This window comes from Nibricoccus aquaticus (assembly GCF_002310495.1).
Classification (GTDB): domain Bacteria; phylum Verrucomicrobiota; class Verrucomicrobiia; order Opitutales; family Opitutaceae; genus Nibricoccus; species Nibricoccus aquaticus.
The window spans coordinates 1,933,828-1,954,505 of record NZ_CP023344.1; the positions used below are offsets into that span (position 1 = coordinate 1,933,828).

At 65.1% G+C, this 20,678-nt stretch carries 17 protein-coding genes; 15 read left to right on the top strand and 2 right to left on the bottom strand.

The features are described from left to right. The first annotated feature begins 233 nt into the window (after positions 1–233). From CMV30_RS07865 to CMV30_RS07890, 6 genes are all read left to right on the top strand, one after another. Positions 234–761: a hypothetical protein gene (locus tag CMV30_RS07865; protein WP_096055501.1), complete on the top strand. Its 528-nt coding sequence runs from the start codon at positions 234–236 to the stop codon at positions 759–761. Positions 762–825: 64 nt separating this feature from the next. Next, positions 826–1,335 (top strand): hypothetical protein, encoded by a 510-nt coding sequence (locus CMV30_RS07870; RefSeq protein WP_096055502.1) that lies wholly within the window; start codon positions 826–828, stop codon positions 1,333–1,335. Then, positions 1,332–2,162, top strand: a complete 831-nt coding sequence (locus tag CMV30_RS07875) for a hypothetical protein (protein ID WP_096055503.1) — start codon at positions 1,332–1,334, stop codon at positions 2,160–2,162. The genes CMV30_RS07870 and CMV30_RS07875 overlap by 4 nt, the downstream gene beginning before the upstream one ends. Then, the gene (locus CMV30_RS07880) at positions 2,163–4,958 is read left to right on the top strand and encodes a carboxypeptidase-like regulatory domain-containing protein (RefSeq protein ID WP_096055504.1); all 2,796 of its coding nucleotides are present in this window, start codon (positions 2,163–2,165) and stop codon (positions 4,956–4,958) included. It abuts the gene before it with no gap. 101 nt (positions 4,959–5,059) lie between these two features. Beyond that, complete coding sequence (gene dusB / locus CMV30_RS07885) at positions 5,060–6,172, top strand: tRNA dihydrouridine synthase DusB (RefSeq protein WP_096055505.1); 1,113 nt, start codon at positions 5,060–5,062, stop codon at positions 6,170–6,172. Positions 6,173–6,232: 60 nt separating this feature from the next. Continuing rightward, the gene (locus CMV30_RS07890) at positions 6,233–8,782 is read left to right on the top strand and encodes a DUF3857 domain-containing protein (protein WP_096055506.1); all 2,550 of its coding nucleotides are present in this window, start codon (positions 6,233–6,235) and stop codon (positions 8,780–8,782) included. A 71-nt stretch (positions 8,783–8,853) separates the two neighbouring features. On the opposite strand, the gene CMV30_RS19370 is transcribed toward CMV30_RS07890, so the two are convergent. Continuing rightward, on the bottom strand, positions 8,854–10,209 hold the full coding sequence (locus CMV30_RS19370) for a hypothetical protein (RefSeq protein ID WP_138223193.1): 1,356 nt from the start codon (positions 10,207–10,209) through the stop codon (positions 8,854–8,856). Between the two features lie 147 nt (positions 10,210–10,356). On the opposite strand from CMV30_RS19370, the gene CMV30_RS07900 reads away from it, so the two are divergent. Then, positions 10,357–10,629: a hypothetical protein gene (locus CMV30_RS07900; protein ID WP_096055508.1), complete on the top strand. Its 273-nt coding sequence runs from the start codon at positions 10,357–10,359 to the stop codon at positions 10,627–10,629. A 30-nt stretch (positions 10,630–10,659) separates the two neighbouring features. Continuing rightward, positions 10,660–11,022 (top strand): nuclear transport factor 2-like protein, encoded by a 363-nt coding sequence (locus CMV30_RS19375; protein ID WP_138223194.1) that lies wholly within the window; start codon positions 10,660–10,662, stop codon positions 11,020–11,022. A gap of 25 nt (positions 11,023–11,047) precedes the next feature. Here the strand turns inward: CMV30_RS19375 and CMV30_RS07910 are convergent, their stop codons facing one another. After that, positions 11,048–12,214, bottom strand: a complete 1,167-nt coding sequence (locus CMV30_RS07910) for a Gfo/Idh/MocA family protein (protein WP_096055510.1) — start codon at positions 12,212–12,214, stop codon at positions 11,048–11,050. Between the two features lie 159 nt (positions 12,215–12,373). Between CMV30_RS07910 and CMV30_RS07915 the strand changes: the two genes are divergently transcribed. The 7 genes from CMV30_RS07915 to CMV30_RS07945 all read left to right on the top strand — a co-directional run bounded on the left by CMV30_RS07915 (position 12,374) and on the right by CMV30_RS07945 (position 20,569). Further along, positions 12,374–13,348 (top strand): exostosin domain-containing protein, encoded by a 975-nt coding sequence (locus tag CMV30_RS07915; protein ID WP_175414779.1) that lies wholly within the window; start codon positions 12,374–12,376, stop codon positions 13,346–13,348. Between the two features lie 150 nt (positions 13,349–13,498). Further along, complete coding sequence (locus CMV30_RS07920) at positions 13,499–15,604, top strand: DNA/RNA non-specific endonuclease (protein ID WP_096055512.1); 2,106 nt, start codon at positions 13,499–13,501, stop codon at positions 15,602–15,604. 340 nt (positions 15,605–15,944) lie between these two features. Beyond that, positions 15,945–16,604, top strand: coding sequence for a hypothetical protein (locus tag CMV30_RS20690; RefSeq protein WP_096055513.1), 660 nt, complete (start codon positions 15,945–15,947; stop codon positions 16,602–16,604). Between the two features lie 71 nt (positions 16,605–16,675). Beyond that, complete coding sequence (locus tag CMV30_RS07930) at positions 16,676–17,569, top strand: leucine-rich repeat domain-containing protein (RefSeq protein WP_096055514.1); 894 nt, start codon at positions 16,676–16,678, stop codon at positions 17,567–17,569. Positions 17,570–17,615: 46 nt separating this feature from the next. Further along, on the top strand, positions 17,616–18,602 hold the full coding sequence (locus tag CMV30_RS07935; RefSeq protein WP_096055515.1) for a hypothetical protein: 987 nt from the start codon (positions 17,616–17,618) through the stop codon (positions 18,600–18,602). A 122-nt stretch (positions 18,603–18,724) separates the two neighbouring features. Then, the gene (locus tag CMV30_RS07940) at positions 18,725–19,609 is read left to right on the top strand and encodes a nucleotidyltransferase family protein (RefSeq protein ID WP_096055516.1); all 885 of its coding nucleotides are present in this window, start codon (positions 18,725–18,727) and stop codon (positions 19,607–19,609) included. Positions 19,610–19,693: 84 nt separating this feature from the next. Continuing rightward, positions 19,694–20,569 carry a PIG-L deacetylase family protein gene (locus tag CMV30_RS07945; protein ID WP_096057679.1) on the top strand — a complete coding sequence of 292 codons (876 nt, stop codon included), beginning with the start codon at positions 19,694–19,696 and terminating at the stop codon, positions 20,567–20,569. The last annotated feature ends 109 nt before the right edge of the window (positions 20,570–20,678 follow it).

Genomic DNA, 20,678 nt, shown 5'->3' on the forward strand with positions numbered 1-20,678 from the left:
AATCCGGATTCGCGGGCCGCACTAAACGTTCCGGCCCCGCCCAGTGTTTTTCCCAATTCCCGCCCCGCCAATCCCAAAAACTTCCCCCGCGTTACCGCTCACCGTCTCCGCACTAGTTCGTAGTCACTTTTGCGAATACGCGCGGCGTTGAACTTCGCCTTGGGCGCTCGCAGCTAGTAGGCGGCCCGCTTTCACCGGCCCCCGCATCATCAAAAATCAGCCCTCCCGCTCCCATGAAAACACCATCCCGCCTCCGTCTCCTCCGCTCCCTCGGCCTGTCCGCGCTCGCGCTCACGCTGGGTACCACCGCCCTCCACGCCGCCATCGGCGACATCGCCGTCACCAACGATCCCTACAGCGCCGTCTCCGTCACCGCCAACACCCCCCTCACCGTCGCCGATCCCGCCGCCGGCGCGATCAAAGGCGGCACCGGCACCACCGTCTCCAGCGCCGTCCTCCGCATCACCACCAACGAATCCACCAACCGCAAAGTCCAGGTCTCCCAGACCGGCGTCCCCACCGGCGCCACGCTCACCCTGCAACTCGGCACCTACACCACCACCGACATCACCGAGGTGAACAGCGGCAACCCCATCACCGTCACCGGCACCGCCGCCGACTTCATCACCGGCATCAAAAACTACGCCTCCAACGTCGACGATCCCTCCGGCCTCCCGCTCGAGTACGTCCTCACCCTCGGCGAAAACACCCCGAACGGCCCCGCCACCATCAACGTCACCTACACCATTCTCGCCCAGTAACCAGATTCCCCGTACACGTCGCTCCGCGCGTCGTCCGCCGCTGCCCGCTGTCCGTCCGTTCGCGATGAGCCCCGCTCCGCACCACCGCGCGGCCACGACCAACCGCGCCTTCCTCCTCGCCTGCACCTGCGCCGCCTGGCTGGCGCTCGCCCCGCCATCCGGCGCGGTCAACTCCATCGAGTTCGTCGCCGGCGCCTCCCAGTCGCAGCTCATCACCGCCGCGCACCTGACCGGAGGCCCCGGCGCCGACTACGCGAGCCGCATTCCCCTCGGCGGACTCTTCACACTGCGCGTGAACTCCGATCAACCCTGCCGAATCTCCGTCCAGCGCCAGAACACCGGCGTCTGGTTCGTCGAGGGCCAGCTCCTCGTGCAGATCGTCGAGATCGGCGCCTCCGCCGACGAACGCCCGCCCGTGCCCATCGATTCCTCCGCCGCCCCGCTGATCGACAGCGCCTCCCCGCTCATCGATCAGACCTACGGCCTCCGCTACCTCCTCGACGGCATGTCGGTCAAAAACGCCCCGCGCACCTACACGACCGAGATCCTCTTCACCGTGACCGATCTGGAATGAAAACACCCCGCCCCGTCCTCCTCGCCGCACTCGCCTCGCTGACCATCGCCCTCGCGCCCGCCCAGCCATCGCCACTCGCGTCATCAACTCCGCCAGCCGCCACCATCATCGTCAGCGGCGAACTCACCCGCGAATTTCAACTCGCCCCCGCCTCCTCCGCCGAGGGCCAGCTCGTCCTGCGCAACACCTCCGCCACACCCGGCCGCGCCCGCATCTACCAACTCGATTACTCCCTAGATGCCGATGCGCACATCTACACCGATCCCGGCCAGCTCCCGCGCTCCAACGCCCCGTGGATCGAGCTCGGCGAGCGCCAGCCCGAACTCGCCCCCGGCGAAACCCGCATCGTCCCCTTCAAAGTCTCCGTGCCTTCCGACCCCTCCCGCAGCGGCACCTACTGGAGCATGATCATGGTCGAGGGCCTCGCCGCCGACCCACAGCCGGAAAACGCCAACGCCGTCTCAGTACGCTCCGTCATACGTTATGGGATACAGATTATCACCCACGTCGGCGGCTCTGCCTCCGCCCGCCCTGCGATTTCCCACCAACGCATCGCCGCCGCCAACGACCGCCACTCCGTCTGCTTCGACCTCGCCAATACCGGCGACCGCTGGCTCCGCCCCAAAATGGAGCTCCGCCTCTTCGACGGCTCCGGCCGCTCCCTCGGCGTCTTCCCCGCGCCCACAACCCGCGTCTACCCCGGTGCCTCCGCGCCCCAAAAATTCGACCTCCCCGCGCTCCCCGCCGGCGACTACCTCGCCCTCATTGTCCTGGACACCGACGACGAACTCTATGGAGCCCAATACCGGTTCCGCCTCGACGATTGAGTGATCGCCCACAGCCGCAGTCTGCTCGCACTGGCCGCGCTCGTCGCCGGCCTCGCCGGTCCCCGCTTGCTCGCGGAGACGACCCTCGCCGTCCGCAGCGGACAATCCGCCACCATCGCCCCCGGCGGATTTTTCTCCGCCACCGTCGCCCTTCGCGATTCCTCCGCCTCCTCGCCCGGCCCGCTGCTTCGTGAACACCTCCAGCTCCCTCCCGGCTGGACCGATCTCTCGCCCGCCGGCCTCGCCTTCTCGCTCACCGGCCCCGAGCAAATCCGCTTCATCGCCGTCGCCATCCCGCGCACTACCGCCGCCGGCGACTACACCCTGATCTACTCCGTCGGCCCCGAAACCGATCCAGCCCTCGAGCAAGCCCGTGCCGAACTCACCATCACCGTCCCCGCCGTCACCACCCTGCGGATCGAAAACGAAAACGCCCCCGCCCAACTCGTCGCCGGCGACCGCCTCACCGCCGTCTGGCGCGTGACCAACCAAAGCAACCACCCCGCCGCCCTCCTCCTCAAAGCCCGCAGCTCGCTCGATCTCCCCGTCACGCTCGCGCCCTCCTCCCCACTCCTCCAACCCGGCGAGAGCATCCTCGTCACCGCCACCGCCACCACGCCCGCTCAGCTTCGCGGCGAACAAACCCACCAGCTCCTCCTCGATGCACAGCTCGCCGGCGACGCCAAAAACTCCCGCCAGGTCGTCGCCGCGCACACCCGCCTCTTCCCGCGCTTCACCACCGCCGCGCAGGCCGACAGCGACTTCCGCCTCTCCCTCCGCACCACCGCCGTCCAGCGCAAATTCCGCAGCCGCGAAGCCTCCGGCCTCCAGTCCGAACTCTCGGGCAATGGCTTCATCGATCCCGAGCGCACCCGCCGTATCGACTTCCTGCTACGCACCGATCCCGTCGTCAGCGGCCCGTCGCGAGTCCTCCCGCGCAGCCGCTACAGCTTCAGCTACCGCAGCCCCGCCCTCGATCTGCTCCTCGGCGACAACCAGTTCTCCCTCTCGCCCCTCACCCAACGCTCCCTCTCCGGCCGTGGCGCGGGCGTCACTTATCGCGCCCCGCCCTCGGCCGCCGGTCTCTATTATGCCGATACACCGTGGCAGACACCCGACACGCACCAGCTCGGTGCCTTCGCCCAGCTCGACGCCAGCCCCTCCGCTCGTCTGCGCACCAACCTCCTCGTCCGCGACACCGCCGCCCTCGCCTCAAGTACCGAAACCCGCTCCGTCCTCCCCAGCTTCCAGGTTTTCCTGAAGCCCGATGAATCCACCTCGCTCGAAGCCGAGGCCGCGCTCAGCGACAACCGCGCCGCCCCCACCGGCGATGCCTGGCGCCTCCGCCTGAGAGGCAACCGCGGCGACGACTTCAACTACGACCTCGAACACCTCCGCGCCTCGCCCGACTTCTTCGGCTACTATCAAGACGTCCGCTCCACCTCGGGAAACGCCTGGTGGAAACTAAGCCCCGACTGGCAGGCCCACGGCTCTTTCCTCTCCTCGCGCTACAACCTCGACCGCTCTCCCGCAAAAATCTCCGCCCCCCAAACCGACACCGCCACCACCGGCCTCGACCGCAAAATATCCGACCGCCTCTATCTCTCCGCCGACTACGCCTTCACCGACACCCGCGACCGCCTGCCCTCCCGCCTCCCCGGCTTTTCCCAAAACGCCCTCGCGCTCGCCGCCAACGTAAACACCCGCTTCGCCTCCTTCCGCACCACCGTCGAGGAAGGCTCGCGTCACCTCCGCTCCCGCGTTCCGCAGACCGATCGCTTCACCTACGTCTCCCTCTTCAGCGTCTTCCGCCCGCGCCTAGGCGGCACCTACTCGCTCTACCTCGGCACCGGCGACAGCCGCTACACCGCCGGCCAGCGCGAGACCACCGCCAGCGCCACCGGCCAGTGGGCGCTCACCGAATCCCTCCGCGCCTACGCCGCGTATTCGAGCACCGAATATCGCGGCACCACCCGCCAGTCCCAGTCTTCGGTAGAAGCCAGCCTCGGCTACGAATTCCCCGGCGGCTCCTCGCTCGACCTCAACCTCCGCGCCTCTTCGTACAACCACACGCAACAAGACCGCACCGTCTCCCTCAGCTACCGCGTCCCGCTCCCCACGCCCTCCCTCGCCCGCCGCGACTCCGCCAGCCTCTCCGGCAAAGTCCTCCTCCGCTCCGCCGACGCCACCCAGCCGCTCCCCCGCGTCATCCTCCGCCTAGGCAAACTCCCGGCCGCCACCGATCAACACGGCCGCTTCGTCTTCCCCTCCGTCCGCCCCGGCCGCCACGAACTCACCATCGACCCGCTCTCGCTCGGCATGAACGTCGTCCTCGCCCACAGCGCCCCGATCATCGTCGAACTCGAACGCGGTAAGCGCGCCGAACTCGCCATCGACGCCGCCCCCGCCGCCCGCCTCGACGGCGAAATCCTCCGCTACGAAGCCCCTCCCGCAGCTCCCTCGCTCGCACCGCTTCCCGCTCCCGACTACCGCCCCGCCGAACCGCTCCGCAACATCACCATCGAACTCCGCCGCCCCGGCGAACGTGTCCGCTCCGTCACCACCGACGCGCAAGGTCGCTTCGGCTTCGACCGCCTCCCGCCCGGCGATTGGACTCTCTCCATCGACGACCGCCAGCTCCCAGCGCATCACCGCCTAGCCGATCTTCACTCCGGCCAAAACGAACTCCCCATCACCCTCACCGCCGCCGCCACTCAACAAATCCATCTCCGCGTCCTCCCCGCCGCCCGCCCGATGCGCCTCCTCGACGACGCCTGGCTCCCCACCACTCGCTAGACGCCATCGCCCCGATTCCCCGCAGCGAAGCCCGGCTTGTCACCGCCGCCGCACAGCACGTACCGTCGCGATTCACTTTTCCGCGTTCAGTCCCGTCTCTCATGCGCATCGGCCCGATCGAACTTTCCTCACCTCTCTTCCTGTCTCCGCTCGCCGGGTACACCAACCTGCCCATGCGCCTGACCGTGCGCGAACTCGGCGGACTCGGCTGGGCCACCACCGACCTCGTCAACGCCCGCTCTCTCATCGAGCGCAACCGCACCGCCCTCAAACTCGTCGAGTCCTCCGCCGCCGACCGCCCCCTCGCTATCCAGCTCTTCGGCGCCGTCCCCGAAGAAATGCGCGACGCCGCCATCATCTGCCAGGAACTTGGCGCCGCCTCCGTCGACATCAACATGGGCTGCCCCGTGAAAAAGGTCGTCAAGATCGGCGGCGGCTCCGCCATGATGACCGAGCTCGATAAAACCGCCGCCCTCGTCCGCGGCATGATCGACGCCGTTAAAATCCCCATCACCGCCAAGATGCGCCTCGGCTGGGACGACGACAACCTCACCGCCCCCGACCTCGCCCGCGTCCTCGAAGACGTCGGCGTATCCGCCATCTTCGTTCACGGCCGCACACGCGCCCAGGGCTTCTCCGGCCGCGTCAACCTCACCGGCATCCGCTCCGTCGTCGAAGCCGTCAAAAACATTCCCGTCATCGGCAACGGCGACGTCACCACGCCCGAAGCCGCGAAGCACATGTTCGCCGAGACCGGCTGCGCCGGCGTCAGCATCGGCCGCGGCGCGTTCTACGATCCCTGGATTTTCCGCCGCACCGATCACCTCCTCCGCACCGGCGAACTCCTCCCCGAGCCCACCTTTGCCGAACGCCTCCGCGTCCTCCGCCGCCACTTCGATCTCTACGTGGACTTCTACGGCGAAGAACCCGGCTCGCGTTTCTTCCGCCGCGTCGCCCCGTGGTACGCGAAACGTTTCGGCCCCGCCAAACCCTTCAAGCGCGCCATCCTCGAAATCAAATCCCGCGCCGACTTCGAGTCCGCCATCGCCGAGTTCCTCGAATGGCGAAAACAATTCTGCGACGATCACGGCGAACTCCTCGCGAAGTATCAGCCCGATCCGATGATCGCCTCCTTCATGCGCGACGCCGACGACCCCGAGACCTTCGCCCGCGACTCGATCCCCGTCCCCAAAGGCCCCGTCGATACCTGGTAGACAGCCCGGCCCGGCTGCACGCTTGCGGGCCGCCGCCGCGTTCACTCAGCTGTCGGCTCCATGCGTCGGCCCAGCTTCGTCTCACTCGTCCTGCTTCTCATCTTCACTGCGGCTCCCGGCTCCTCCCAGGAATCACCGGTCCGCATCGCCCCCGCCCCTGAGTGGATCGGCGAACAGGAACAGCCCGAACTCTCCGCGCCCTCTCCCGCCAAAAACCCCGGCGGCTGGTTCTTCCTGCTCTTCGACCGCCGCTTCCATGCCGAAGAGTCCGCTACGTATTCGCACCTCGCGTACCGCATCACCAACTCCTCCGCTCTCCAGGACGGCTCGCAGATCTCCGTCGATTACGATCCCGAGTACGAACGCATCGACTTCCACGCCATCCGCGTCGTGCGCGCGGGAAAAACCACCGACCGCCTCTCCCTGCCCGCGATCAAGACCATCCAGCAGGAACGCGACCTCGACCGCCACCTCTACAACGGCCAGGTCACCGCCCTGGTGATGCTCGACGACATCCGCGTCGATGACGTCGTCGAGTACGCCTACACCCGGCGCGGCCGGAATCCCATCTACGACGGCCGCTTCCACGACACCGTGCCAGTCCGCTGGAGCACACCGCTGCGCAAAGTCCGCGTCTCCGTTTTTCAAGCACCCGAACGCTCCATCTCCGCCCGGCAGCACGGCGATGCCGTCCTGAAAACCGAAACCCTCACTCACGGCGTGCTCATCGAGCAGCGATGGATCGGCACCGATGTTCCCGCCGTCGAACCCGACTCAGAGCTGCCCGACTGGTACAGCCCCTACGCCTTCCTCCAGTTTTCCGAATACGCCGACTGGTCCTCCGTGCTCGCCTGGGCCCAGCCCCTCTACGACCTGCCCGCCCGTCTGACTCCGGAGCTGGAGCAAAAAGCCGACGAACTCACCCAGGGCCTCCGCAACAACGAGGCCCGCGTCCTCGCCATTCTCAACTTCGTGCAACGCGAGATCCGCTACCTCGGCATCGAGCTCGGCCCCAAATCCCACCGCCCGTCACCGCCCGCCGAGGTTCTCGCCCGCCGCTTCGGCGACTGCAAAGACAAGTCCCTCCTCCTCTGCGCCCTCCTCAAACACGTCGGCATCCGCGCCACACCCGCCCTCACGCACTCGTACCGCCGCGACACCATGCGCGACTGGCTCCCCGGCCCCGATGTCTTCGACCACGTCATCGCCTGCATCCAGCTCAACGGCCTCACCTACTGGGTCGATCCCACCATCTCCGATCAGGAGGGCTCGCTCGCCGTCCGCGCCATCCCCGACTACCGCCACGCGCTCCCCATTGCCTACGGCACCGACCGGCTCGAACGCATCCATTTCAACCCCGAATCGAAATCCTCCCTGCACGTCGAGGAACACTACGACGTCCGCTCATTCGACGGGCCTGCGAAACTCGAGGTCCGCTCGCACTACTCCGGCAACATCGCCGACTCCATGCGTGTTTATCTTCGCGATACACCCATCGACCAGATCGCCAAAAACTACCTCAACACCCGCCTCCGCCTGCACCCGAAGATCACCGCCGACGGAGACCCCACGTGGACGGAAAATAAAACGCTCAACACCGTCACCGTCATCCACCGCTACACCGTGCCGGACATGTGGGCCAAGACCAAAGACAGTCCCGTGCTCTCGCTGGAGACCTATCCCGCCATGATGCGCGACTACGCGGAGCCCCCCGACTCGCCCCGGCGCTCCATGCCTCTCGCCGTGCTCCACCCGTTTCGCGCCATCCACGAGACCTTCCTGCAACTCCCCGAAACCTGGCCCGATGAAAACAACCTCCAGCAGTTCGAGAGCGAGGCCTTCCGCGGCGAGATTCAAACCATCACCAGCGGCGCCACCTCGAAGATCAGCTACAAATGGGAATCCCGTCGCGATCATGTGCCCGCCGCTGGCGTGGCCGCCCACGCGGAAAAACTCCGCAGCTTCCGCGACGCCTTCGGCTCCTCCCTCACCTACAACACCGCCATCGCCGAGCGTAACGAAAACTTCCGCCTCTACTGGCCGGTCATCCTCTCCCTCCTCGGCACCTTGCTCGTCAGCGGCGCAAGTTTCTGGTGGCTCCAAAACCGCCAGCCACGCGACACCTCGTCACTGCCCCCGCCGCTTCCTTCCCGGCTCCAGGGCCTCGGCGGCTGGCTCGTCTTCGTCGCTATCGGGCTCTTCGCCCGCCCACTCATGGTGCTGGTCAGCTTCTTTCAGGACTACGGCAGTTTCTTCGACGCCCGCGTCGTGGAAAACCTCACCACGCCGTCCAGCAGTGACTACGCGCCCGGCTTCAGCGCGCTCCTCTGCACCGAAATATCCATGCAGCTCCTCATGCTCGTCGTTTCCGTGTGGCTCCTCGTCCTCTTCTTCCAGCACCGCCGCCTCTTCCCAAAAATATTCATCATCATGATGCTCTCCACACTCGTCTGGGGCATCATCGACACCGTGTGGGTGGACATCGTCTTCCCCGACGCCGAGGACGATCCCTCCAGCACCACCGAGCTGGTCCGCACCGCCATCGGCTGCGCCATCTGGGTTCCCTATATGCTCAGCTCACGACGCGTCCGCGCGACCTTCGTCCGCTGATCTCATAAAAAAAGGCGGCCCGTTTTCAGGGCCGCCTTCGCATAAACTTTTCGGGTTCGCGCGCCGCGCCCTCAGTAGCGCCGCGACATGATCGCCCCGCGCGAATCCTCGAAGACAATCCGCTTCTCCTCCGGCTCCAGCCGCAGGAACACGATGCCCAGCTTGGCATCCACGGTTTCGCCGAGCCGGTACATCTTGTTATTCAGCATCGCACGGGCGTTCTCGCCTTGGAACACACCGTTGATCTTCAAGTTCACCACGAAGGCCTTGAAGTTCGCGCCCGGCTCAGGACGAGGCGCCGCCACCGGCTCAGGCACCGGAACCGGCTTCACCTCAACCACCGCCGCAGGCGCTGGCACCGCCGGAGTCACCGCCGCTGGCAGCGACGAACTGCCCGTATCCATAACTTCATTCGCCGGCTGAGTCATCGCGGCTTCATGAGCGGACACCGCGTTCTGCGCCTTCGCGATCAACTGACCCGGAAGCGACTGCGGATTATCCACCACGACCGGACCGGTCGCTGCGGGAGTCGCCACCGCCGGAACCGTCGTCCCGGCAGGCGTCGTCTCAACCACTGCGGGAGCCGTCCCGGCCTCCGCTGGCGCGACCACCGGCACATCCGATGTCGCCGGCGCAGGCGCGGGTTTCGCCACGACCACGGCAGGCACAGGCTCATCCGAGAACCACAGATTATACGCCACCACGCCAAACAACCCGGCCGCCACAAACAGCAGCGCACCGAGCAGCTTTACGGCAAATTTTCCGCGGGCCACCGCCTTCTCATCGGTCTGCGCCACCAGCTTTCCCTGCGGACGCGGACCCACTCCGCCCGTCGGTATCGCCACCGGCCCGGAGGCCGGCATTGGCGCGATCGGCATGTTCGGCCGCCCGGAATTCGGAGCCGCCGGCTTCGCAAACGCCGGCGAGGCCAGCGCAGCCGCAGGCAACGTCGGCTTCACGATCGGCACCGAACCAGGCGGCAACGCCTGCGCCGGCGCGGGCGCGGCAGCCTGACCCGCCACTGAGAGCCGGAGCACCGGGATCACTCCCGCCGATTGCACCACCGCCGCAGCCGCCGGCGCGACCGGTGCAGCCGACACCGCAGGCACAGCGGCCCCAGCGACAGCCGAAGCACCGCGCGGCTTGAGTTTGAATTTACCCGGATCGTCGGCGGCCGGAGCCGGCGCGGGATTCGAAGAAACGGGAGCCGGAATCGGCTCAGGCGGGAGCGGACGCGGCAAAACCGTCGGCAACGGCGCGGGAGCGGACGGGCTTGGCAGCGGCGTGACAGCTGCCTGGGCCGCAGGAGCGGCGGCGGTTGGCTGGGCAGCGGGCGCTACCGGCATTTCTTCGTTGGCGGTGGCGGGCTGCCCGGGACTCAATCGAGGCTTGAGTCGCAAAGGAGGCGACTGGGGTTCGTTACTCATGACTTTAACTGGCGTGGGTTGCTCCGAATGAATGATGATTATGAATGATAAGAGTCGCGGCTTTCGGACTTTGGCCGCTTTTTGTGTCTAACTCCCATTCGTCGCTTTGACAGGCACACAACAGTAAGTTTTAGGTCAAAAATCCCCATGAACCGCTTCAGCTTCCTCTCCCTAGTCGCCGTCCTCGCACTTTCCGCCGCCTGCTCCAGCAAACCCAAGCCCAACCCGGCCATGGCCACCGAGATCGAAGACGCCTTCAAACAACGCTGGATAGCCAAGCGCATGAACGAACTTTCTCAAGCCGGCGTCACCGATCCCCGCGACGCCCGCCGCCAGGCTACCGAAGAGTTCAAACAACGCTACGAGTACACCAACGCCGCTAAAAAAGCCGACCCCGTCGGCACCGGCTCGCTGCCGTAAGAGCGGTGCAGTTTCTGACAGGCTAAAGAGATGAATCTAAATGCCATTGTCGCATTGATCTTCTCACTCTTGGGCGTGGGGTGCCGCTCTCCTGCGAACCCTCAAGCACACCACAACAATTCGGTACTCCGCGACGGAAGTTCTTATTCCTCCGCCATTCTGATTAGTTCGCGCACTCAGGTGGACGGCATACGGGAGGAATACACTTATCTAGCGCAGCACTTTCCTGGCTCTCGGCCGGCAGAAGTCGAAAAGATCGAAACCGAAGAGGTTATCTTTGGCCACCGCACGGATGTCCGCAATGGCCGGATCTTCAGCATTCACATCCTTGTTTTATCGGACGGAAAGATCCGGGAGGTGTATTTCGACATCACTGGCTATTTTGGAAAATGAGAAGAGCCCGCCAATCTGGCTTTCCTCAAAACGACTTCGCAAAATCGTTCCCCGCCTTCCCCGCCTGCGTCTGCTTCGTCTTCACGACTGTGGACGCCGCGATCTTCTCCGCCAGCGCCGTCTCATAACGCGCCCCATCCAGCGGCAATGAAACCGTTTCATCCGCCCACGCAGACAGGATCATCGCGTTCGCCAGCTCGACCGACCTCAGCCCTTCCGCCGCCGGCGCGATCAACGCCTCCCCCCGCAAAATCGCCGCCGCGAAGTTCTCCAAAATCCCCGCGTGCTGCCCGCCATGATCCGACGCCGTGAACACGTCCTCCGTCGTCGCCGGCCTCGCGAAACCCTCCGTCGCCGCCCGGCTGAATGCCGTCATCCCCGTCTCGTTCCGCGTGAACACCACCCGGTCGTTCTCATAAACAATTCGCCCATTCTCTCCCGCGATCTCCAACCGGTTCGTCCCCGGCGTCTCGCCCGTCGAAGTCACGAAAAGCCCAGTCGCCCCGCCTGCGAACTCCACATACGCCGTCACGTCGTCCTCCACCTCAATCGCGTGGTAACGACCGAAACCACAGTGCGCCCGCACCCGCACCGGCTGCCCAAACAGCCACTGCCACAGATCCAGATTATGCGGACACTGGTTCAACAACACCCCGCCGCCCTCGCCCTTCCACGTCGCCCGCCAGTGCCCCGACGCATAATACGCCTCCGTCCGAAACCAGTTCGTGATCGTCCACTGCACCCGCCGCAACTCCCCCAGCGCCCCGCCTCCGACCCACTCCCTTATTTTCAGGTAATACGGATCAGTCCGCTGATTAAACATCGCTGCAAAAACCCGCCGCCCGCCTGCAGCCTCCAACTCCACATGCGCCGCGATCAACCGCTCCGCATCCGCTTTGTGGACCGAGATCGGTTTCTCCACCAGCACGTGCAACCCCGCCCGCAACGCCTCGATCCCCAGCCCCGTGTGTGAATAATGCGGCGTCGCGATCAACACCGCGTCGATGAGTCCCGACGCAAACATCTCCGCCGCCGTCGCGAACCCCGCCACGCCCGGAAACTTCGCCCGCTTCTCCACATTCGAGTCCGCCACCGCCGCCAGCGTGAGCCCCGGCGCCTTCCCCGCTAGAATCAGATTCGCATGCAACGCGCCCATGCCTAGACCGACGACACCGATACGAACCGTGCTCATGCCCGCGAAAATCGCCGCCTCGATTGAAAGTTCAACCCCGCACCGCCCGCGAAAAGATCCGTATCGTAAACCCCCGCACCCCACGGCAACCGCCCGCCGCCCTCGCCCGCCCAAAAGAAACTCGCCCGCCCTTCCTCGCCTCGTATGACAACCCCGGGCATGCGCCATCTCTTCATCTACGACCCCCCGCCCGCCGCGCGCGATGTGGAGAAAAACCCCGACCTCCTGCCCCACGTCGACTACGTGCGCCGCGCCGTCGCGCATCTCTCCGCCTTCAAAACCGACGATCCCGCGCAAGCCGCCTGCTTCGTCGTGCCCGTTAACCTGATACACTTCCAGTTCCACAAACCCCAGATCGACCCGTGGGACTTCCTTAAAAACCTCCCTCACCTCGGCCGCGGCCCGCACGTGCTCTGGGCCACCGGCGACTACGGCCAGCGCAAACGCGGACCCTACGAATCCTTCCACGAAGGCCGCGCCTACCCGCACCTGTACGAATGGCTCGACGAGCGATTCCGCCTCGTCCTCTTCGAGTCCACCCCCGAAGTCTCGCCTGCCGACATCCCCGTCCTCCCCTACGTCCTCAACCCCGGCCGCCCCGCCTGGTGGGAACGCCTGCTCACGCCCCAGCCGCCCGCCCGCGATCTGCTCTACAGCTTTTCAGGCGCGCTCTCCTACGCACCGCTCCTGCCCGAGGCTCACATCCGCGGAGGCGTTTTCACCCGCATGGCCGGGCACGGCAAAGACTACTTCATCGGCTCACCTGCGACCGCCCGGAAACGCTTCGGCCGACGCGGCTCCTACCGCGCCCTCTTCGAGCGCTCCGTGTTCACACTCAGCCCCGCCGGCTTCGGCCGCTGGACTTTTCGCCTCGGCGAAGCGCTCCACTACGGCTCCATCCCCGTCGTCATCGCCGACGACTACGTCCTCCCCCACGCGGACAAAATCCCCTGGGACCATCTCATCATCCGCTGCCCCGAAAAAGACGCCGCAGCCCTGCCCGACCGCCTCCGGTCCATCGGCAAAGACGAGATCCGCTCTCGTCAGCAAAAAATCGCCGAGTACCGGCCCCATTTCACCGAAGCCGGCGTCCACGCAATGCTCGCGCACGCCCTCGTCGGCACCCCCGGCTAAAGCCGCCCCGATTCCCCGCCCGCCCATCGCCCGCATGGCGATTCTGTAACCACCCCCCGTGCCTTTCAGATTCCATGGAGGGACGACCTCCGTGCCGTCCGTTCAGTGTCTCCGCTCGACTTCATATAACGCCTTCCCGCTTCACCTCCCATGAAACTCTCCCACCGCCTCATCCGTAAAGCCGCCGGCACTGCCCACAAAGACCTCGCCCGCCTCCGCGATCTCCGCCGCACCCAGACCCCCGAGGACGCCGAGACACCCCAGCGCCTCACCCAACGTCTCCTCATGGCCCGCGAGGTCACCGCCACGCCCGCCGAGGCCCAGGGCATGTTCGAGCGCATCATCAAGGGCAACGACCTTACCGGCATCAACTACCTCGAAAAAGGCCTGCGCGCCGCGAAATCCATCGGCCGTATCCACGTCCTCGATTCCTCCGGCGAACCCCTCGGCTTCGGCACCGGCTTCCTCATCGCCCCCGGCATCCTCATGACCAACCACCACGTCCTCACCAGCGCCGAGGTCGCCGCCGCCAGCCTCATCGAGTTCGACTACGAACTCGATGGCTCCGGCCACGACCGCCAGAGCTTCACCTACCAGCTCCGCCCGCAGGATTTTTTCTTCAACCACGAAGCCCTCGACTTCGCTGTCTGCGCCGTCGCCCCCACCGCCCGCGAAAAGAAACGCCCCGTCAAAGACTTCTCCTGGCTCAAACTCAACCGCACCACCGGCAAAGTCCTTCTCACCGAATACCTCACCATCATCCAGCACCCCGGCGGCCAGCGGAAACAAATCTGCGTCCGGGAAAACCAGGTCCTCCGTCTCGACACCGACACCATCTGGTACGCGACCGACACCCTCGGCGGCTCCTCCGGCTCCCCCGCCTTCAACTCCTCCTGGCAGGTCGTCGCCCTCCACCACCTCGGCGTCCCGCAAAAAAACGCCGACGGCCACTGGCTCACCGTGGACGGCGGCATCTGGGACGAGTCCATGGATGAGTCCCGCGTCCAGTGGATCGCCAACGAAGGCATCCGCATCTCCCGCATCGTCGACACCCTCTCGAAAAAATTCCGCAAACACCCCCGCCTCGTCCCCATCTTCGACACCACCCAGCCCCCCATCCCCGCCGGCTTCGAGTCCATCACCCTCAGCGAAGACCCCGCCACCACTACCCCGCTCGCCATCCCTCCCTCCGCCTCCGGCCCGACCTCCGTCCCCAACAACCCATTACCAACTACCCACTACTCCGTCTCCCCCTCCAGCATCACCATCCCCCTCCATCTCACTCTCACCCTCGGCCCATCCACCGCCGCCCCTCTCAACGTCCAGTTCACCTCCCCCAACACACCCGCATTGGCCGCTCCGAACTCCGCCCCTCTCCTCACCGAAGCCATCAGCATCGACCCCGACTACACCACCCGCACCGGCTTCGACCCCGCCTTCCTCGGCAAAACCGCCGCCCTTAAAACCCCGCTCCCCACTCTTTCCGCCAAACAAAAAGCCGACGCCGCTCGCCTCACCACACCTCCCGCCGGTGCCGATCCGCTCGAACTGAAATACCACCACTTCAGCGTCGTCATGAACGCCGTCCGCCGCCTCGCCTTCTTCACCGCCGTTAACGTCGACGGCGTCGCCTGGCGCAGCATCACCCGTGAGTCCGATCGCTGGATACTCGACCCCCGCATCCCCAAAACCGCCCAGGCCGGCGAAGCCCTCTATTCGGGAAACCCCCTCGACCGCGGCCACCTCGTCCGCCGCCTCGACCCCGCCTGGGGCGCCAGCCTACCCATCGCGAAAACCGCCAACGACGACACCTTCCACTTCACCAACTGCGCCCCCCAGCACGAAGATTTTAACCAGAACAACGACACCTGGGCCGGCCTCGAAGACTACCTCCTCCAAAACGCCGACCGCGAAAACCTCCGCGTCACCGTCTTCACCGGCCCCGTCTTCGCCACCAGCGACGAAACCTACCGCGGCATCCAGCTCCCCCGCCAGTTCTGGAAAATCGCCGTCATGGTCTCGAAGAAAAAACTCCACGCCACCGCCTACCTCCTCAGCCAGGCCACGCTCATCAAAGGACTCGTCGAAGCCGATTTCAGTTACGGTAACTACAAAACCTTCCAAGTCCCCATCACCCGCATCGCCAAACTCACCGGCCTCACCTTCGGCAAACTCCCCGCCGCCGATCCCCTCAACAAAGCCACCGAGTCCACCGCCCCCCGCGAACTCGCCTCCCTCACCGACATCGCCCTCTGATTTCCCTCGTAGGGCTCGCGCTCGCGCGACGCCTTTCCGAGCTAGGGCGCGTTGGCCCTAACGCGCCGGTACGCATCGCCCGCTCTCCCAGACGGGCTCCGCGCCCCTCCCTCCGCATTTCCATAGATCCCATAGGTCCCATACGCCCTATGGGACCTATTTTTTTTACGCTCTTCGATCTGCTCGCTGCACGCCACTCACGACTCGCTACTTCCGGCCCAACTTTCCCACCGATTTCACGCCCTGTTCATCCACACTTCACGGAGCTCCGCCAAACTGCCCTCACAAACTTCCCGCTTTTCCACCCCGGGCTCCCTCCTTTTTTCTCCATCACTCACCCATGAACCTCTCCCGCCCTCGCCTTTCCCGTCTCCTCCCCATTCTTGCCGCCACGTTCGCCCTCCTCCTCGCCCCCTCCCACGCTCAGCTCCCCGACCTGTTCAAATACATCGAGCCCTCCGTCCCCTTCGACGAGCCCGCCGCCAAAGCCCAGCTCGAGCCCGGCACCTCCACGATTCGCGGCACCATCTCTGCCAAAGAAAACAAAGCGCTCATCAAGGCCCTCAATATCAGCAAATCCCACAAAGCCTCCCAAGGCACCGTCGTCACGCTCATGCCTCACAGCGCCTACATCGATGGCTGGCTCGCACTCGACAAAAAGATCCGTCGCAAAGGCAACCTCGAGAAAGCCGCTCTCTCCGCCCAGGCCAGCTCCTACCGCATCCTCACCAAAGTCATCGACGAAAACGGCTCCTTCGCGTTCACCGGCCTCAAACCCGGCAAATACTTCATCTACGCCCAGGTGAACTTCGTCGTCGCCGGCAGCTCCTTCGTCCAGACCGGCACCGAAACTTCCTACAACGTCCACGGCCAGGCCCTCCACTCCCAGGCCACCGGCTATTTCGAGCCCTTCGCCGCCGACGTATCCAAACTCTCCACCGGCATCGTCACCGTCTCCAGCGATGGCCAGACCGTCGAAACCGTCATCCGCGGTCAGTAACTTCCCTCCTCGCCCGACTGCCTGCTTCGCCTCGATAGCCCACCCAACCGCGCCGCCCTCACTCTCCCGCCATGTCTCTCCGTCCACTTTCCCTCCTCGTCTTCGCTCTCGCCGCCCTCCTCTCGGCATCGCTCGCCCGCGCCGAAGACATCCGCATCCCCGATCCCATTCTCCTCAACCGCCTCCTCGCCCTCGGCATCGACGCCAACGACGACGGCAAGATCCAGGCCACCGAAGCCGCCACCGTCACCGAGCTCAAACTCGACCGCCTCGGCATCATCAACGCCCAAGGCCTCAACCGCTTTCCCAACCTCGTCACGCTCCACCTCCGCGGCAACCAGCTCACGAACATCGACCTCACCGGCCTCTCCAAACTTCACGAGGTCCTCCTCGCCGGCAACCGCATCAGCCTCATCAAACTCAAAGGCCTCGACTCCCTCGAAGAGCTCCAGCTCGCCGAAAATCCGCTCAACACCGCGCTCGATCTCTCCCACCTCAAAAAACTCAAAGGCCTCTACGCCTACAACTGCGGCCTCGCCGCCGTGAACGTCAGCGGACTCACGCAGATGGTGAACCTCTTCGTTCATCAGAACGCCATCTCCACGCTCGACCTCCGCGGCATGACCCAGCTCGCCGATCTGCGCATCAACAACAACCAGTTCACCCGCCTCGACCTCTCCGGCCTCACCGCGCTCACCGACCTCTGGGCCGAAAACAACCGCATCGCCGACCTCAAGACCACCGGCGCCGACGCCCTCGTCTTCGTTCACCTTGCGAACAACCTCATCGCGTCACACGATTTTACGCACGCTTCCAAAATCGAGACCATCAACCTCAGCAAAAACCCACTCACTTCGCTCGACGTCCGCGGCCTGAAATACCTCCAGGCTCTTTTCTGCGCCGACGGCCAGCTCACCCAGCTCAACCTCAGCGGCACCTACAGCCTCCGCAACGTCCAGTGGTGATCTCACTCCGCTTCCTCGCCGCCGCATCCGCCATCCCACTACTTTCATGAAGCTCTCCGTTCGTCACACACTCCTTCCGTTGATTGCCGCAATCGTCACCGCCTTCCTCGCAACCGCCCGCGCCGCCGATCCCAAACCTCCCTCCAAACGCGAAGCCCGCGAAATCGAAAAAGCCCTCACCCTCCGCTTCAAAGCCGACGAATATTTCGCTAAAACCCAGCGCGACTACTTCGACGAAAGCAGCATCATCGGCCAGCCCATCGCCGCCGTGATCCGGCAAAAAGGCCCGGCCACCCGCGTAGCCGACGACGGTGCCGGCGGAAAAATCTTCGCCTACGAATCAGACGTCAGCGGACAAAGCGGCGAATACGTCCCCGGCTACACGATCACCGATCAATTCGGCAACGTCGTGGAACGCGGCGAAGGCCGGGATACCCGCTCCAGTTACCACTACGTCGCCTACCGCGATTTCCACGTGAACCCCGAAGGCCAGACCACCCGGCTCGTCACCGGCGTCCGTGGCCTGCCACCACCCACCGGCCTGGAAAAAATGGCCAAAATCTGGAGCGGCAAAATCAGCTTCCCCGGCAAATCCCGCGCCGAAATCGCCGCCCTCATCCACACCCACATCAAGACGCGCGGCTACGTGCTGAAACACGACTCCGGCGACAGCATCAGCTACCGTCACTTCACCCAATTCGGCACCGCCCAAGAATGTGGCGCCGACCTCTACGGCAAAGTCCGCGTCATCGTGAATCTGCACAACGGCGAACTCGACGCGGACGTCTACGTCGCAAATTTTTCGACCATCTTCGGCGCCAAAATCATCATCAACGCCAACGACGACGTCGCCTCCGAAAACAATGTGCCCTTCAACATACTGAGCTGGATAGCGCCCAAAGAAGCCCGCCAGGCCTTCCCCGAGGCGATGTTCGACACCAAGAAAAAGCCCCTCAATCCCATCGTCATCAGCACCGTCTACCGCTTCCACGAAGGTTACTCGAAAGAACTCCAGGCCCTTGCCAACGACTGACGCCGCGCTGCCATAGGGCTCGACCTCGCGTCGAGCCGTTCGCGAACCACCCGCTTTCTTGGTAGCCGCGCAGCTCCTCTGGCCTCTTGCCCCACTCCCTCGCATCGCTTTCGCTCCCAGCGATGCAACCCGCACTCCTCGTCCTCGCCGCCGGCATGGGCTCCCGCTACGGCGGACTCAAACAAATCGACCCCGTCGGTCCCCACGGCGAAACCATCCTCGACTACTCCGTCTTCGACGCCCTCCGTGCCGGCTTCACCCGCGTCGTGTTCGTCATCCGTCGCGACTTCGAGGAACTCTTCCGCGAAAAAATCGGCGCCAAATACACCGGCCGCCTCGCCGTCGATTACGTCTTCCAATCCACCGACGCATTGCCGCCCGGATACACCGTCCCCGCCACCCGCGAAAAACCCTGGGGCACCGGCCACGCCACCTGGTGCGCGAAAGACGCCCTCCGCGACCAACCCTTCGCCGTCATCAACGCCGACGATTTCTACGGCGCCGACTCCTTCGCGAAACTCGCCGATTTCCTCGCCCGCGCCCGCCCCGACGAAGCCGCCATGGCCGGCTTCCAACTCGCCCGCACCCTCTCCGAAAACGGCGCCGTCTCCCGAGGCCTCTGCGACCTCGCCCCCGGCAACATCCTCCGCTCCGTCACCGAACACACCGGCATCCTCCCCACCGAGGTCGGCGAAGGAAAAAAATACGCCCCCACCGCCACCGTCTCCATGAACTGCTGGGCCTTCACCCCGCAAATCTTCCCACTTCTCGACGCCCGCTTCCGCGCCTTCCTGGAAACCACACCGCCCGAGTCCCTCGCCGCCAAAGCCGAGTTCTACCTCCCCGCCGCGATCTCCGCGCTCATCTGCGAAGAAAAACTCCGCGTCCGCGTCCTCTCGACCGAAAGCGACTGGTTCGGCGTCACCTACCGCGAAGACCGCCCCCACGTCGTCACTGCCCTCAACGCACTCATTGCCACCGGCGCCTACCCTGCGAAACTCTTCTAACCTTCGGCGTCCGAAAAACTCTTCTCGTTCTCCTCCGCCTTCCTCCACTGGTCATTGGTCACTCGGTCATTGGTCATTCCCCTCATGCGCCTCTCCCAACCCACCGCCGACCTCTTCATCCCCGACAACGCATCGGCGCCCCCCGGCTCCGCGCTCGCCCCCGACGCCGCCCTCGCCCGCGTCACCCACCTCTGCATCGCCGCGCACCAAGACGACATCGAGATCATGGCCCACAGCGGCATCAGCGACTGTCTCGATAATCCCGGCAAATGGTTCGGCGGCGTCGTTGCCACCGACGGCGGCGGCAGTCCCCGCACCGGCGCGTATTCGCACTTCACCGACGAGCAGATGAAACTTGTCCGCCGCGACGAACAACGCCGCGCCGCACAACTCGGCCGCTACGCCATCCAGCTCCAGCTCGCCCACCCCAGCTTCCTCGTCAAAAGCCCCGCCACCTCCGTCGGCGTCCGCGACGACCTCACCGCCATCCTCTCCGGCTGCTCCCCCGAAGTCGTCTACCTCCACAACCCCGCCGACAAACACGACACCCACATCGCCGTTCTCCACCGCAGCCTCGAAGCCCTCCGCGCCCTGCCGCCCGAGAAACGCCCACGCCGCATCCTCGGCTGCGAAGTCTGGCGCGACCTCGACTGGCTCGTGGACACCGACAAAATCCCTCTCGATTCCGGCCGACACCCCCAGCTCGCCGCCGAACTCCTCCAAGCCTTCGACTCCCAGATCACCGGCGGCAAACGCTACGACCACGCCGCCCTCGGCCGTCGTCTCGCCCACGCGACTTTCCATACGTCGCACGCCACCGATAAATTCGCCGGCATCACCTGGGCCATGGACCTCACCCCGCTCGTCGCCGACCCCACGCTCTCCCTCGCCGACTTCACCCTCGCCCACGTGGACCGCCTCCGCTCCGAAATCGCCACCCGCCTCGCGAAATTCCAGTAAGCACCCGCCTCCTAATTTAGACGCACTTTCCCGCGTGCTCTTCGTCTCCGCCCTTTTCGCCTCTCTCGCTGCATGAAGTTTCGACCGTTTTTCTTCAAACACCCCATAC